This window comes from Oscillospiraceae bacterium, from assembly GCA_025758045.1.
GTDB lineage: Bacteria > Bacillota > Clostridia > Oscillospirales > Ruminococcaceae > Gemmiger.
Genome location: CP107208.1, coordinates 2,972,751 through 2,988,428, shown reverse-complemented (window position 1 = coordinate 2,988,428; position 15,678 = coordinate 2,972,751). Strand labels below are relative to the sequence as shown.

The window sequence follows — 15,678 nt, the reverse complement described above, 5'->3', positions numbered from 1 at the left end:
GGCGACATCTGGGGTTTTTTGATGTGTAATCGAAAGGGAGCCGCCATGCCTGACTACAAGACCCTGCGGGGGACCTCGACCTTTACGTACGAGGAAAAGCGCAGCCGCTTTATCGCCACCGCCGCCTTTGCCGATACCGAGGAAAAGGCTCTGGCTGTGCTGAACGCCGTGCGCGCCGCCAACCGCACCGCGCGGCATAACGTCTACGCCTACGTGCTGCAAAACGGCCGCACCCGCTACTCCGACGACGGCGAACCCGCCAAGACGGCCGGCACCCCGGTGCTGGAGACCATCGGCCACGCGGGCGTGTCGGACGTGATCGTAGTCGTCACGCGGTATTTCGGCGGTATCCTGCTGGGCACCGGCGGCCTGGTGCGCGCCTACACGGCGGCGGCCGGCGGCGCACTGCAAAATGCAGAACTTGTCAGCATGCGGCTGGTGGTGGACTGCCGCCTGCGGGTGCCCTACGCCCAGTTCGAGCAGGCCCAGCGCATTATCGCTGCGGCCGGGGCCAAGCCGGAGGAGCCCGTGTTTGACGATGCCGTTACCCTGCTTTGGCGGATGCCTGCCGGGGAGGAAGGCCCCCTGTGTGCCAAGCTGACCGAACTGACCCGCGGCAGCGCCGAAGTCACCGTTTCGGCAGCGATGTACGCACCGTTTTGATTTTTGCTGCGGCTTTTCAGGGCCTGGATTCCTCTACGCCTTTTTGTAGGGGCCGATGCTCGTCATCGGCCCCTACAGCCTCATGCAAGGTGGTATTGTAGGGAGAGGGGCTTGCCCCCTTCCGCAGAACCGACTTTGAATTTTTTCAAAAAATTCCGCATAAAAAAAGAGTATTTCGCCAAGTTTTATCGTATTTATATATAGAGGGAAAAATAAGGCAGAACTGCCCCCCGTGCGCCGCAGCTGCAGAACGGCGCAAAAGCAGGGCTGCCATAAGCCGGAAAGGGGGCTGCTGACTATGACCATCCGCGAAGAGACCCAGGCGATCGAGCGCCAGACCCTGAGCCGCTACGCCACCCTGAGCCAATCCACCCGGGGCCGCTGCCGCCCGGAGGACGAGGACCCCATCCGCCCGTGCTACCAGCGGGACCGCGACCGCATTATCCACTGCAAGGCATTCCGCCGCCTGAAGCAGAAGACCCAAGTCTTTCTTTCGCCCGAGGGGGACCATTACCGCACCCGGCTGACCCACACGCTGGAGGTCGCGCAAATTGCCCGCACCATCGCCCGCGCCCTGCGGCTGAATGAGGATCTAACCGAGGCCATCGCCCTGGGCCACGACCTGGGCCATACCCCCTTTGGCCACGCGGGGGAGCGCGCGCTGAACCGCCTGTGCCCCGGCGGCTTTACCCACTACCGCCAAAGCCTGCGGGTGGTGGATTTCCTGGAAAAAGACGGCAGGGGCCTCAACCTGACCTGGGAGGTGCGCAACGGCATCGTTACCCACACCACCGGCGCCTGGGCCCGCACGCCTGAGGGCTGCGTGGTGCGCCGCGCGGACCACATTGCCTTTTTGAACCACGACATCGAGGATGCCGTCACCGCCGGTGTGCTGGACCCCCGCCAGCTCCCGCCAGAAGCCGTGGCCGTGCTGGGCACCACCAAGTCCCAGCGTATCACCACGATGATAACGGATTTGATCGAGCACAGCCAGAACGGCCGCATCAACTTTTCGCCCGAAGTCGACGCCGCCTACGCCGTGCTGAAGGACTTCATGTACAGTACGGTCTACGTGGACAAGGAAGCCAAGCGCGAGGAAAAAAAGGTGGACAAGCTCGTGGCCGAGTTATACGAGCGCCTGTGTGAGGAGCCGACCCTGATGCCCAACTTCTACCTGCAGATCGCTTACAACGAGGGTGTCGACCGCGCCGTGACCGATTACATCAGCGGCATGAGCGATGAATTCGCCACCCGGCTTTTTGAGGATCTGTTTGTCCCCCAAAAGTGGACGGTTTTATGATTTTGTTTTAAGTGGGCGGCATCCGTCAACTGCTAACAAAAAATAAAGCAAAAAGGAGGTGCCCCACGCAGGTATGATCCCCCAGGAATACATCCAGGAAGTCGTTCGCCGCAACGATATTGAGGACATCGTAGGCCAATACGTCCAGCTCCGCCGCCGCGGGCGCACCCTCACCGGCCTTTGCCCGTTCCATAACGAAAAAACGCCTTCCTTCGTGGTTTACCCGGACACCCAGAGCTTTTACTGCTTCGGCTGCGGTGCGGCAGGGGACGTTATCAGCTTTGTGCGCAAGTACAATAACCTCGGCTATGTCGAGACCGTCAAACAGCTGGCCAGCCGTGCAGGCATGCCCCTGCCCGAGGAGGACGATAAGGAATCCCGCGCCCGGCAGCGCCTCTTAGAGATCAATCGCTGCGCCGCCCGCTACTTTTACGAGCAGCTCAACGCCCGCACGCCCGAAGCCGCCCTGGCCCGCCGCTACTGGCGGGAAAAGCGCGGCCTGTCCGACGCCGCCATCCGCCGCTTCGGTCTGGGCTACGCGCCCGAGGATTTCACAGGCCTGCTGCATTACCTGCGCCGCCTCGGCTTCTCCGAGGAAGAGCTGGAACACTCCGGCCTCGTCAAGCGCAGCGCCAAGGGCAATCTCTACGACATCTTCCGCCACCGCGTCATGGTGCCCATCATCGATGTGCGCGGGGCCATCATCGCCTTCGGCGGCCGTGTGCTGGACGACTCCAAACCCAAGTACATCAACAGCCCCGAGACGATGGTGTACAAAAAGTCCCGCACGCTGTTTGCCCTGAATGTAGCCAAAAAATCGCCAAATAAACGTTATATTTTGTGCGAGGGCTACATGGACGTCATCTCGATGCACGAGGCTGGGTTTGACACCGCCGTCTGCGCCTGCGGTACCGCCTTGACGCCCGAACAGGTCAAGCTGCTGACTGAATACGCCGACGAAGTGGTGCTGAGTTATGACTCCGACGAGGCGGGCCAGAAGGCCACCGCCCGCAGCCTGGCCATGTTCACCGACGCCGACATCAAGGTGCGGGTGCTGAGCTACCAGGGCGCTAAAGACCCGGACGAGTTCATTAAAAAATACGGCAAGGAGCGGTTCGCCATGCTGCTGGACGGCAGCGCTGACCCGACGGAGTTCCAGCTGAAAAAGGCTGCCGCCAACTATGACCTGCGGGATTCGGCCGGGCGGCTGAACTACCTCAAGGACGCCATCGACATCCTGGCCCGCAAGGGCGTTACCCCCACAGCGCGGGACGTCTACGCAGGCCGCCTGGCCGAGGAGACCGGCGTGGGTAAAAAGGCAATCTTGGAGCAGATGAACGATGTGCTGCGCAGCACCCAGCGCCGCGACCGCCGCAAAGAGCAGCGCGACCTGGCCGGGCAGGGCAATGCCGCCGACATCCGGGTACCCTACAGCGCCGGGGGAGATGCCGCTTTGGGTGCCGCCAGTGCCGGGCGGCAACTCATCGCCGCGCTGCTGCAAAGCCCCGAAAAGATCCCCTATGTGCGCCAGCGTTTGAACATGGACGCCGTGGTCCTGCCCGAAATGCAGGAGGCCCTGCGGGCTATTTTCCGCTGTGCGGACGAGCAGCTGCCGGTGAACATCACCAGCTTGCAGCAGATGCTGGACGATAAGCCGATGGCCGAAGTCAACCGCGCCCAGGCCGTCAACGCCGGGCACCCCCTCCAGCAGGAGGACATTGACATGTACCTGGAACGGCTGGACAACGCCAAGCCCATCAGTCAGACCGTCAAAGGCACTACCGACGACCAGTTTTTAAGCGCCTTCTCGAAACTCCGCAAGGAAAAGGGCGCGGCCGACCCGCCCCAATCTGATTGAAGAATTTCTCTCAAACATCCGTGTTCATATAAAAAACCAAAGGAGAACGTACTTATGGCAGAAAAGAAAGATTCTATCCGCAGCTTGATCGAGACCGGCCGCCGTGCCGGCAAGCTGACCAACAGCGAGATCAGCGACGCGATGGAGGAGAGCGGTCACGTCCTGGACGTGGAGCAGATGGAAAAGCTTTACGAGGAACTGGAGAGCAACGGTATCGAGGTCATCGATGATGACCCCGTCAGCGATGTGGACGCCAGCCTGCTGAGCGGCACCACCGAGGAAGGCGCCGACGACTTCGACGACGCCCTGAATACCGACGGCATTACCATCGACGACCCCGTCAAGGTCTACCTGAAAGAGATCGGCCGCGTGCCCTTGCTGACCCCCGAGGAGGAGATCGACCTGGCCCTGAAAATTCAGGCCGGCGGCCCCGAGGGCGAGAAAGCCAAAAAGCGCCTGAGCGAAGCCAACCTGCGTCTGGTCGTTTCCATCGCCAAGCGTTACGTCGGCCGCGGCATGCAGTTCCTGGACCTGATCCAGGAGGGCAACCTGGGCCTGATCAAGGCGGTGGAAAAGTTCGACCACACCAAGGGCTTCAAGTTCTCTACCTACGCAACGTGGTGGATCCGTCAGGCCATCACCCGCGCCATTGCCGACCAGGCCCGCACCATCCGCATCCCGGTGCATATGGTCGAGACCATCAACAAAGTCAAGAAGGTCTCCAGCCAGCTGCTGCATGAGTACGGCCATGACCCCAGCGCTGAGGAAATTGCCGAGCGCCTGGAGATGCCTGTAGATAAGGTGCGCGAGATCATGCGTGTGGCCCAGGAGCCTGTCAGCCTGGAGACCCCCATCGGTGAGGAGGAGGACAGCCATCTGGGTGACTTCATCCCTGACGATGACGCCCCCGTGCCCGCCGAGGCCGCCAGCCAGACCCTGCTGAAAGAGCAGCTGGCCGACGTGCTGAAGACCCTGACCCCCCGTGAGGAGAAGGTCCTGCGCCTGCGCTTCGGCCTGGAGGATGGCCGCCCCCGCACGCTGGAAGAAGTCGGCAAGGAGTTCAACGTCACCCGTGAACGCATCCGCCAGATCGAAGCCAAGGCCCTGCGCAAGCTCCGCCACCCCAGCCGCAGCAAAAAGCTGCGCGACTTCCTGGATTGATTTGACAGCATAATATAGCAAGAACCGCTCCCTTCCATTGGAAGGGAGCGGCTCTTTTGTGTAGATGTTTTGGAACTTACAGTTCCTCGCCGTTGGTCTCGATCACTTTACGGTACCAATCGAAGCTGTCTTTTTTATACCGCTTGAAGCTGCCGTGGCCCTGGTCGTCACAATCGACGTAGATGAAGCCGTAGCGCTTGGCCATCTCGCCGGTGGAGGCGGAGACCAGGTCGATGCAGCCCCACATGGTGTAGCCGAACAGGTCCACGCCGTCCTCCTCGACAGCCTGCTTCATGGCGCGGATGTGCCGCTGCAGGTAGTCGGTGCGGTAGGGGTCGTGGATGCTGCCGTCAGCTTCCAGCGCGTCCCGGGCACCCAGGCCGTTCTCCACGATGATGATGGGCAGATCATACCGGCTCTCGATCTCGTTGAGGGTGTAGCGCAGGCCGTCCGGGTCGACCTGCCAGCCCCACTGGCTGGACTCCAGGTACGGGTTCTTCGCGCCGCCCAGCAGGTTGCCGGAGGCCTGAGCCGCATTGGGGTCGACCGTCACGCAGTTGGTCTGATAGTAGGAGAGGGAGAAGAAATCCACCGTGCCGCGGCGCAGGGCCTCGCAGTCCTCATCGGTGATCTCCAGATGGATGCCGTTTTTCTCCCAGAAGCTCTGGGCGTAGTAGGGGTAGGCACCGCGGCACTGCACATCGGCACAGTACCAGTTGAACTGCCGCCAGTTCTGCTGGAATTCCAGCATGTCCTTAGGGTTGCAGGTCAAGGGGTAGACGGGCATCATGGCGATCATGTTGCCGATCTTCGCCTCTGGATCCAGCTCATGCCCGGCCAGCACGGTGCGGGCGCTGGCCACAAGCTGGTGATGCAGCGCCTGATACCGCACCTGCACATCATCCACCTGATGCAGGAAATCCCGTGTGCCCTCGTTGCGGATGCCCAGGGACATGTAGTTGCCCAGGGGCAGGGTGCCGCAGTTGATCTCGTTGAAGGTCAGGTAGTACCGCACCTTGCCCTTGAAGTGGGCAATCACCGTACGGGCGTAACGCTCAAACAGCGCGATCACCTCGCGGGAGGCCCAGCCGTTGTACTTGTTGACCAGGTGCAGCGGCATCTCGTAGTGGGACAGGGTCACGATCGGCTCAATGCCGTGGGCTTTCAGCTCGTTAAAGACGTCATCGTAGAACTGCAGGCCGGCCGGGTTCGGCTCGGTCTCCTCGCCGGTGGGGAAGATGCGGCTCCACGCGATGGACATGCGGTAGGCTTTAAAGCCCATCTCGCCCATCAGGGCGATGTCCTCTTTATAATGGTGGTAAAAGTCGCTGGCGGTGCGGTTGGGGTAGGTCAGGCCCGGCTCGGTGTCAGGTGTGATCTGACGGGGAGAGGTATGCGTCCCGGCAGAAAGCATATCCGCCTCGCTGGGGCCCTTTCCGCCCTCCTGCCAGCCGCCCTCGATCTGGTTGGCGGCGGTGGCACCGCCCCAGAGAAAGTCTTTGCAAAACGGCATAAAAAGCATCCTTTCGGGAGAAAATTACTTATTGGCAGCTTCGGGCTTGTACAGGACCCAGGTGGCTGCGAAGGTGGCCACAGCGCCCACCAGCACGGAGATGACCATGAACAGCAGGTTGTTGGGCTTGTCAGCGCTGACGAACAGCGGCAGGGCGATGACAGAGGAAGCACCCGCAAAGGCATAGATAGCGGTCTTGAGCAGACCTGCCACGCAACCGCCGATGGCAGAACCGATCATGGCGCCGTACATGGGGGTCTTGTACTTCAGGTTGATGGCGTACATGGCAGGCTCGGTAACACCGGCCACAACAGCGGTGACAGCGGTGGAGAAGCCGGTGGACTTCAGGTTGGTGTCCCTGGTTTTGAGAGCGACAGCCAGTGCAGCAATACCCTGATCGATGTTGGAGATGATCAGGGCGGGGAAGAAGATGGGCTCGTACAGGGGGTCAACGGTCAGCATCTGCATCAGGTAGGGAACAAAGGCACCGTGCATACCGGTCATGATAACGAACGGCATCACAGCGGCAAAGGCGGCCACACCGATGAAGCCCAGGGTGTTGTACAGCCACAGGACGAAGGTGCTCAGGTAGGTGCCCAGGAAAGAACCGATGGGGCCGAGGACGCAGTAGGCCAGGGGGATCATGACGATGATGGTCAGCAGCGGCTCCAGCACGGAACGCAGGATGTCAGGGGCGTGCTTGGCAAAGAACTTCTCGATGGGGGCCATGACGGCGCAGCACAGGATGATGGGGAAGATGGTGCTGGAGTAGCTCACGCCGTACACGGGGATGCCCAGGAAGTTGAAGGCGGTGCCGTCGCTGACGCCGCTGGCAAAGGACGGGTAGATCAGCAGGCCGCCGATGACCATGCCCAAGGCGGGGTTGGCACCAAACTTCTTGGCGGCGAATGCGCCGATCATGATGGGCAGGAAGTAGAAGCCAGCGTCACCGGCAAAGGTGAGCAGCTGGTATGTACCGCTGTCGGCGGGCACGCCGGCCATGTCCATCAGGATCAGGATGACCTTGATCATGCCGCAGCCAATCAGAGCGGGGATAAGCGGGGTCAGCGAGCCGGAGATGCCGTCGAAGATTTTGTCGATGACAGCCTTGGCACCCTTCTTCTGGGCGGGCTTTTCATCGTCCAGCTTCTCGTCCACGGATTTCTCCACGGCGAAGCCGTTCTTCTCGCAAATCAGGCGGTAGGCATCGTTGACAGCCTGGCCGATGATGATCTGGTACTGGCCGTTCTGCCACTGGGAGCCGAGAACACCGGGCAGTTTTTCGATTTCGTCTTTTTTAACGGCGGACTCGTCCTTCACGTTAAAACGCAGGCGGGTCACGCAGTGGGTAAAGAACTGGACATTGGCTTTGCCGCCGACAAGACCAACGATCTTGTCAGAAAGCTCCTGATATTTCTGTGCCATTATTGGTTCCTCTTTCTTGATTTTCAGTGTGTTTGGTATATCTGTACAAAGGGTGCGCGCTTCCCTTTATTACATGCGAGGTTAAGCCTGCTCGCGGGAGCAGAACCGTTCGATATGAAGCATGAGATAGGACATTTCCTCGCTTCCCAGGTTCTTGCCGGTCTTTTGCTGCAGGTAGGTGCGGACATCCTCCGCACACAGGTAAGTCTCTCTATACTCCTGTTTCAGATTGTTGAAGAGTTTGTCGTTGTTGTTTTCCAGTGTCTCGTTGTTGCGGATGCGGGCCAGCAGGTATTCCATGTGGGTGATAAAGCGGCTGGCGTTGAAGCCAGAACGGTCAATGGTGATGTTCTCCCGCTTTTCGATCAGGCCGATGACATCGCTGATCATCGTGCTGGCGTCGAGAAAATCGGCCTTCGGGGCCACGGAGTTCTCGGCGTTGATGAGATGCAGCGCAATGGCGGCGGCTTCTTCTTTGGGTAGGCGCACACCGAAGCGCTGGTTGATGCACGCCACAGCCTGAGTGGCAACCTTGTACTCTGCTTCGTGCAGGTAAGCCAGGTTGCCGACGTAGGGCGGCTTGATGTGGATGTTTTTCTTGTAGCGGTCGATGGCAAAGTTGATGTGGTCCGCCAGGGTGATGACCAGGTTGCGGTTGAAATCGGCATCGATGCTGTTGGCGGCCAGATCAACGAGCATACCAGAGACATCGAAGATCTCCTTGGGGATCTCTTTCAGCAGGCCCTGGTATTCGGGGCTGATGCCGTAGTAGGTGCGCTCAATGACCGAGAGGTCCGTCAGCTCGTATGGGATGGGCTTGAAGCCGATGCCCTTGCCAAAGGCGATGAGCTCACGCTGGTTGCCATCCAGGCACAGCGCCACGTTATTGTTGATCTTTTTGATGACTTTCATGGGCTCACCTTCCTTATACGGGATAAAATGAACATGCGGGCAAAAAAATAAGACACGACCATACAGGTGCATTTTCTGCATCTGTCAATGGTCATGCCTCCCGAAGAGTAACAATCCGTTAACGTATGTTCATTTTTCTTTAATATTCTACGATGTCCCCCCAAAAAAGTCAATCGGCGAACTCGCACAAAAAAATGAACGTATTCTTGTGCATATTGCTATTGCGTGATTTGGACAGCCTTATTTTGCCGTCCGGCAATACACCTCGATCGCCTTGCTGGCAAACTCGGCGGTACCGGGGCCACCTGCGGCGTTGATGTTTTGGGTAAACGCACCGCCTGCGGTGTACAGCTGGCCGAGCTGGCCCAAAATGGTTTTGGAGCAGGTGTAGTAATGCTCGCTGATAAAATCTTGCAGCTTCTTCACCTGGGCCTGCACGACGGGGGCAGCAGGGTCCATGCTTTGAATCTTACCGAAAGCTGCAATGATTTCCATCAGCTGGCCGCCCATAGCGGAAACCTCTTTTTCCGTCTTGGGGGCGGTCTTTTGCTCAAACTCTTTGTACTCCGGCGTGGCGCCCCACTGCTGCTTGGCCTGGGCGGCGTAGTCCTTGATCTTCTGTGTATCAAATGCGGTAAAATCCATAATGGTTCCTCCTGTGGTTTGTGTCTTTTCCGCAAGGGCGATGAGATCCTCGATATGCTGTCGCTTCAGCTTCAGCAGTTCGATCTGCTGCTCCAGCGCCTTTTCTCGGTCGAAGGCGGAATTAGACAGGATCCGCTGAATGTCTTTCAGCGAAAATTCCAATTCCCGGAACAACAGGATTTGCTGCAAACGTTCCAGCGCTGCATCGTCATACAGGCGGTAGCCGCTGTCGGTATGCCCGGCAGCGGGCAGCAGGCCGATCTGGTCGTAATAGTGCAGCGCGCGTATACTCACGCCGGTCAGGCGGCTGACTTCGTTTACGGTCATCATGGGGGGGACACCTCACTTTCCCTTGCAGTAAGTATAGCATACACTATGACGCGGCGTAAGGGTCAAGGCGGAAAATAGGGGAGGGTACGTGAAAAAAATTCATCTTGAAGTTTTACCTCATTTATGCTACACTTGTGGTCGTGTGAGAAACAACCTGGAGGGACGTAGGAAAAATGAAAAACGAAAAAAGAAGCAGCTTTTCCGGCAGGCTTGGCTTTGTGCTCTCGGCAGCCGGGGCGTCGGTGGGACTGGGCAATATCTGGCGGTTCCCGTACCTGGCGGCCAAATATGGCGGCGGAATCTTCCTTTTGATTTATATCGTGCTGGCGCTTACCTTTGGCTACACGATGATCATGGCCGAAACGGCCCTGGGCCGCATGACCGGCAAAAGCCCGGTGGGCGCTTACGCCAGCTTTGCCAAGCCGGGCAAGCGCGGCGGGTTCTTAGGCTTCGGCGGCTGGATCAACGCCATCATCCCGGTGCTGATCGTACCGTATTACTCGGTCATCGGCGGCTGGGTCATTCGGTATCTGGTGGGGTATCTCGCCGGCCAAAGCCAGGCGCTGGCGGCGGACGGCTTCTTCTCAGATTTCATTTCCAACGGTGCTGTAACAGAGATCTGCTTCCTGGCCTTTGCGCTGTTCACGCTGGGCATCATCTTTGCGGGTGTGCGCAACGGCGTCGAGCGTGTCTCCAAAGTAATGATGCCGGTGCTGGTGGTGCTGTCGGTCATTATCACTGCCTACTCGGTCACGCGGCCGGGAGCGCTGGCGGGCGTCAAGTATTTCCTGGTGCCGAACCCCGCTAACTTCAGCTGGATGACGGTGGTCACGGCGATGGGGCAGATGTTCTACTCGCTGTCCATCGCCATGGGCATCCTGGTCACTTTCGGTTCCTATATGAAAAAGGACGTCTCCATCGAGGACGCGACCCAGAACGTCGAGGTGTTCGACACGATCATCGCCGTCATGGCGGGCCTGATGATCATTCCGGCAGTGTTTGCCTTCTCCGCTGGCGAGCCGGACACCCTGCAGGCGGGGCCCGCGTTGATGTTCATTACGCTCCCCAAAGTTTTTGCCAGCATGGACCTGGGCAGGGCAGTGGGCGTGCTGTTCTTTGTGCTGGTGCTGTTTGCAGCGGTCACCAGCTCCATCGCGCTGACCGAAAGCGCGGTCTCCACCTTCCAGGATGAGCTGGGCTGGAGCCGCCGCAAGGCCACAGTGCTGGTGGGTGTTATCATGGTAGGGCTGGGCACGCTGTCCAGCCTGGGCTACGGCCCGCTGGCCGGGGTGACGGTGCTGGGCATGCAGTTCCTCGATTTCTTCGACTTCCTTACCAACTCGGTGATGATGCCGATCGCGGCCATCGCCACCTGCCTGCTGGTGTCCCGCGTGGTAGGCGTTGAGCGCATCGAACACGAGGTCACCCTCGAGGGCGGGAGTTTCCGCCGGAAGAAGGTCTTCAACTTTATGATCCGCTGGCTCTGCCCGGTGTTCGCGGCGATCATTCTGGCCAGTTCCGTGGCCAATGCGTTTGGGATCATTGCTATGTAAAACAGGGGACAGGCTCCCCGTGTTCTATCCAACACAACATCTTGCGCCTCCTCTTTTGAGGGGGCGCTTTTCTTTCAGAGCGCGATTGTCAAGAGCAATCCTGCGCAAAAAGGTGTCCACATCCTTGTGAAAACTGCCCAAAAGCGGGGAATATAGCACCCGTTACGAATTTGTCAACCCCTGCAAGACAGTGCAAAATCGTCAATGTGCCGAAATTTTGTTACACTTGTCCGGGCGTTCGACAGCCAAGAAAAACTTCGCAAAAAAGCCGAAAAAGCCTTGACAGCAAGCCTTTTACCATGTATACTGAAACAGTATCACAAAAATGGAATAGAGCGCCCTAAAGGGATTTTGCGAAAACGACAAAATTCAAAAGTTTGTGAAAAACGACGAATATACATCGCTTTCGCACAGCTCCTTTAGGTCGGCTTTTACCGACTTTGTCAATCTACGGAATAGGAGTGGTCGCGTTTTATGGTAAAGGTCAAGCCCGTACAAAACGGCAGAACGACCCGCATGAGCTTTTCCCGCATCAACGAAGTGATTGGCATGCCCAATCTGATCGAGATCCAGAAAAACTCTTACAACTGGTTCCTGGAGGAAGGTCTGCACGAAGTCTTCCACGATATTGCCGCTATCGAGGACTATACCGGCAATCTCGTGCTGGAGTTTGTGGACTACCGCCTGGACAAAACCCCCAAGTATACCATTAAAGAATGTAAGGAACGGGACGCTACGTATGCAGCGCCCCTGTACGTCACTGCCCGTCTGTTCAATAAGCAGACCGGCGAGGTCAAGGAGCAGGAGATCTTCATGGGCGACTTCCCGCTCATGACCGATTCCGGCACCTTTATCTCCAATGGTGCCGAGCGTGCAATCGTTTCCCAGTTGGTTCGTTCTCCCGGCGTGTTCTACGGCTCCAGCAAGGACCGTACCGGCAAGGACCTGTTCACCGCCACCATGAACCCCAACCGCGGTGCCTGGCTGGAGTACGAGACCGACTCCCAGGACGTTTTCTATGTCCGCATCGATAAGAACCGCAAGCTGCCTGTCACGACCCTGATCCGTGCCTTGGGCCTGTCCACCGATGAGCAGATCAAGCAGTTCTTCGGCGATTCCGAGCCGAAGATCAACGCTTCTCTCGAAAAGGACATCACCCATAACACCGAGGAAGGCCTGCTGGAAGTCTACCGCAAGCTGCGCCCCGGCGAGCCCCCGACGGTCGAGAGCTCCCGCTCCCACCTGGACGCCCTGTTCTTCGACCCGCGCCGCTACGACTTGGCTCGTTTCGGCCGTTATAAGATGAACAACAAGCTCGCGCTGGCCCGCCGCATTGCCGGTTACAAGGCCGCCGAGGACATCATCGCTCCCCTGACCGGCGAACTGCTGGCCGCCAAGGGCGAGAAGATCAACCTGGCCAAGGCCAACGAGATCGATGCCGCCGGTGTTACCCGCGTCACCGTTCTGGTGGAGAAGAAGGGCCAGGAGGCTTACCCTGTCATCGTCATCTCCAACGGCTGTGTGGACGCCCAGCCCTTCTTCAGCTTCGATGTCGATGCTGAGGCCGGCATCAACGAGCGCGCCAACTTCGCCGAGATTCGCAAGATCCTTGAGGCCACCTCTGACCCCGAGGAGCAGAAAGAGCTGCTGCGCCAGAATCACGATATTCTGATCAGCCGCACTGTCACCGTCGATGACATCTTCGCTTCCATCAACTACCTGCTGGGCCTTGACCACGGTATCGGCGTGACCGACGAGATCGACCACTTGGGCAACCGTCGTGTCCGCAGCGTCGGCGAGCTGCTGCAGAACCAGTTCCGCATCGGCTTCTCCCGCATGGAGCGCGTCATCCGTGAGCGTATGACCCTGCAGAACCAGGAGAACGGCGAGATCACCCCGCAGAGCCTGGTCAACATCCGCCCCGTCGTGGCCGCTATCAAAGAGTTCATCGGCTCCAGCCCGCTGTCTCAGTTCATGGACCAGAACAACCCCCTGGCCGAGCTGACCCACAAGCGTCGTCTGTCTGCCCTGGGCCCCGGTGGTCTGTCCCGTGACCGCGCAGGTTTCGAGGTCCGTGACGTTCATTACACCCACTACGGCCGTCTGTGCCCGATCGAGACCCCTGAAGGTCCCAACATCGGTCTGATCTCCTACCTGGCTACCTACGCCAAGATCAACAAGTACGGCTTTGTCGAGGCCCCGTACCGCAAGGTCGATAAGGCTACCGGAACCGTCACCGACGAGGTCGTCTACATGACCGCCGACGTCGAGGACGAATATATCGTTGCCCAGGCCAACGAGCCGCTGGACGAGAACAACCACTTCGTCCGTCCCCGCGTTTCTGGCCGTCACCGCAACGACATCCAGGAGTTCGACGCTTCTCAGGTCGACTTCATGGACGTTTCTCCCCGTATGATGGTTTCCGTCGCTACGGCCTGCATCCCGTTCCTGGAGAACGACGACTGTAACCGTGCCCTGATGGGCTCTAACATGCAGCGTCAGGCCGTGCCTCTGATGGTCACCCAGCAGCCCATCGTTGCTACCGGTATGGAGTACAAGGCTGCTACCGACTCCGGCGTCTGCATCCTGGCTGCCCGCGAAGGCACCGTTGAGTTTGTCGACGCCGAGAAGATCGTCGTGCGCTGCCCGGACGGTTCTGCCGACACCTATGAGCTGATCAAGTTCATGCGCTCCAACCAGGGCAACTGCAACAACCAGCGCCCCATCGTCAATGTTGGCGATGTCGTCAAGGCAGGCGACGTGCTGGCTGACGGTCCCGCCACCAAAAACGGCGAGATCAGCCTGGGCAAGAACGCCCTGATCGGCTTCATGACCTGGGAAGGCTACAACTACGAGGACGCCGTTCTGCTGAACGAGAAGCTGGTCCGCGAGGACGTCTACACCTCCATCCACATCGAGGAGTACGAGACCGAAGCCCGCGACACCAAGCTGGGACCCGAGGAAATCACTCGTGACATCCCCAACGTCGGTGACGACGCCCTGAAAGACCTGGACGACCGCGGCATCATCCGCATCGGTGCCGAGGTCAAGACCGGCGACATCCTGGTCGGCAAGGTCACCCCGAAGGGCGAGACCGAGCTGACCGCCGAGGAGCGCCTGCTGCGCGCCATCTTCGGTGAGAAGGCCCGCGAAGTCCGCGATACTTCTCTGCGCGTGCCCCACGGTGCTTACGGTATCGTGGTCGACGTTAAGGTCTTTACCCCCGAGAACAGCGATGAGCTGCAGCCCGGCGTGCGTATGTGCGTGCGCTGCTACATCGCCCAGAAGCGTAAGATCAGCGTTGGCGATAAGATGGCTGGCCGTCATGGCAACAAGGGTGTCGTTTCCCGCATCCTGCCGCAGGAGGACATGCCCTTCCTGCCCGACGGCACCCCGCTGGACATCGTGCTGAACCCCCTGGGCGTTCCTTCCCGTATGAACATCGGTCAGGTGCTGGAAGTCAACCTGGGCTATGTTGCCAAGGCTCTGGGCTGGAAGGTCCAGACCCCCGTCTTCGACGGCGCCCACGAAGCCGACCTGCGTGACTGCTTCGCCGAGGCCCGCGAGAAGTGGCACGGCGAGAACGCCCCCGAGTATCCGACCAAGCTGCCCCGCCTGATGGGTGAGAACGGCCACATCATTGATTTCTCCAAGATCGATTTGACCGACGACGGCAAGACCACCGTTTACGATGGCCGTACCGGCGAGAAGTTCCCCAGCAAGGTCACGGTCGGCTATATGTACTACCTCAAGCTGCATCACCTGGTCGATGATAAGATCCATGCCCGTTCCACCGGTCCGTACTCCATGGTCACCCAGCAGCCTCTGGGCGGCAAGGCCCAGTTCGGCGGCCAACGCTTCGGCGAGATGGAAGTCTGGGCGCTGGAAGCTTACGGCGCCGCTTACACCCTGCAGGAGATCCTGACCATCAAATCCGACGATGTCGTGGGCCGTGTCAAGACCTACGAGGCCATCGTCAAGGGCGATCCCATCCCGCGTCCCGGCATCCCCGAGAGCTTCCGCGTTATGCTCAAAGAGCTGCAGAGCCTTGGCCTGGATATCGTTGTGCAGGATAAGGAAGGCAACGCCGTTGACATGCGTCAGGAATTTGACGACGATGACAGCAGCTTTGAAAACAGCGATTACGACCTGGGCGATAATGTCATGGTCGAAAGCGAGCTGCAGGATGAGTACAGCGTCAAGGATGCCGATGAAGGCTTTGATGATGATCTGGACGAGGATGCCGGCCCCAGCGCTGAGGATCTCGCTGCGATCGAGTCTGATTCCTTCGACGATTGATCGCTGAATCGTGTGTCAT

At 59.1% G+C, this 15,678-nt stretch carries 10 protein-coding genes; 6 read left to right on the top strand and 4 right to left on the bottom strand.

The features are described from left to right. Positions 1-45: 45 nt before the first annotated feature. The 4 genes from OGM81_14045 to rpoD all read left to right on the top strand — a co-directional run bounded on the left by OGM81_14045 (position 46) and on the right by rpoD (position 4,982). Positions 46-663 carry a YigZ family protein gene (locus tag OGM81_14045; GenBank protein UYJ43420.1) on the top strand — a complete coding sequence of 206 codons (618 nt, stop codon included), beginning with the start codon at positions 46-48 and terminating at the stop codon, positions 661-663. 298 nt (positions 664-961) lie between these two features. Next, the gene (locus OGM81_14040) at positions 962-1,963 is read left to right on the top strand and encodes a deoxyguanosinetriphosphate triphosphohydrolase (protein ID UYJ43419.1); all 1,002 of its coding nucleotides are present in this window, start codon (positions 962-964) and stop codon (positions 1,961-1,963) included. A 73-nt stretch (positions 1,964-2,036) separates the two neighbouring features. Next, positions 2,037-3,821 carry a DNA primase gene (gene dnaG / locus OGM81_14035; protein UYJ43418.1) on the top strand — a complete coding sequence of 595 codons (1,785 nt, stop codon included), beginning with the start codon at positions 2,037-2,039 and terminating at the stop codon, positions 3,819-3,821. A gap of 54 nt (positions 3,822-3,875) precedes the next feature. After that, positions 3,876-4,982 (top strand): RNA polymerase sigma factor RpoD, encoded by a 1,107-nt coding sequence (gene rpoD / locus OGM81_14030; GenBank protein ID UYJ43417.1) that lies wholly within the window; start codon positions 3,876-3,878, stop codon positions 4,980-4,982. Between the two features lie 76 nt (positions 4,983-5,058). On the opposite strand, the gene OGM81_14025 is transcribed toward rpoD, so the two are convergent. The 4 genes from OGM81_14025 to OGM81_14010 form a co-directional block, all read right to left on the bottom strand. Next, the gene (locus OGM81_14025) at positions 5,059-6,504 is read right to left on the bottom strand and encodes a family 1 glycosylhydrolase (GenBank protein UYJ43416.1); all 1,446 of its coding nucleotides are present in this window, start codon (positions 6,502-6,504) and stop codon (positions 5,059-5,061) included. 15 nt (positions 6,505-6,519) lie between these two features. Beyond that, a complete protein-coding gene (locus OGM81_14020) occupies positions 6,520-7,920 on the bottom strand; it encodes a PTS transporter subunit EIIC (protein ID UYJ43415.1) in 1,401 nt (466 codons plus the stop codon). 81 nt (positions 7,921-8,001) lie between these two features. Further along, positions 8,002-8,832, bottom strand: a complete 831-nt coding sequence (locus tag OGM81_14015) for a PRD domain-containing protein (GenBank protein UYJ43414.1) — start codon at positions 8,830-8,832, stop codon at positions 8,002-8,004. 240 nt (positions 8,833-9,072) lie between these two features. Beyond that, positions 9,073-9,807: a MerR family transcriptional regulator gene (locus OGM81_14010; protein ID UYJ43413.1), complete on the bottom strand. Its 735-nt coding sequence runs from the start codon at positions 9,805-9,807 to the stop codon at positions 9,073-9,075. Positions 9,808-9,980: 173 nt separating this feature from the next. Here OGM81_14010 and OGM81_14005 point away from each other — a divergent pair, with 173 nt between their 5' ends. Both OGM81_14005 and OGM81_14000 read left to right on the top strand, forming a co-directional pair. Beyond that, positions 9,981-11,360, top strand: coding sequence for a sodium-dependent transporter (locus OGM81_14005; protein UYJ43412.1), 1,380 nt, complete (start codon positions 9,981-9,983; stop codon positions 11,358-11,360). 474 nt (positions 11,361-11,834) lie between these two features. Next, the gene (locus OGM81_14000; protein UYJ43411.1) at positions 11,835-15,659 is read left to right on the top strand and encodes a DNA-directed RNA polymerase subunit beta; all 3,825 of its coding nucleotides are present in this window, start codon (positions 11,835-11,837) and stop codon (positions 15,657-15,659) included. Positions 15,660-15,678: the final 19 nt, after the last annotated feature.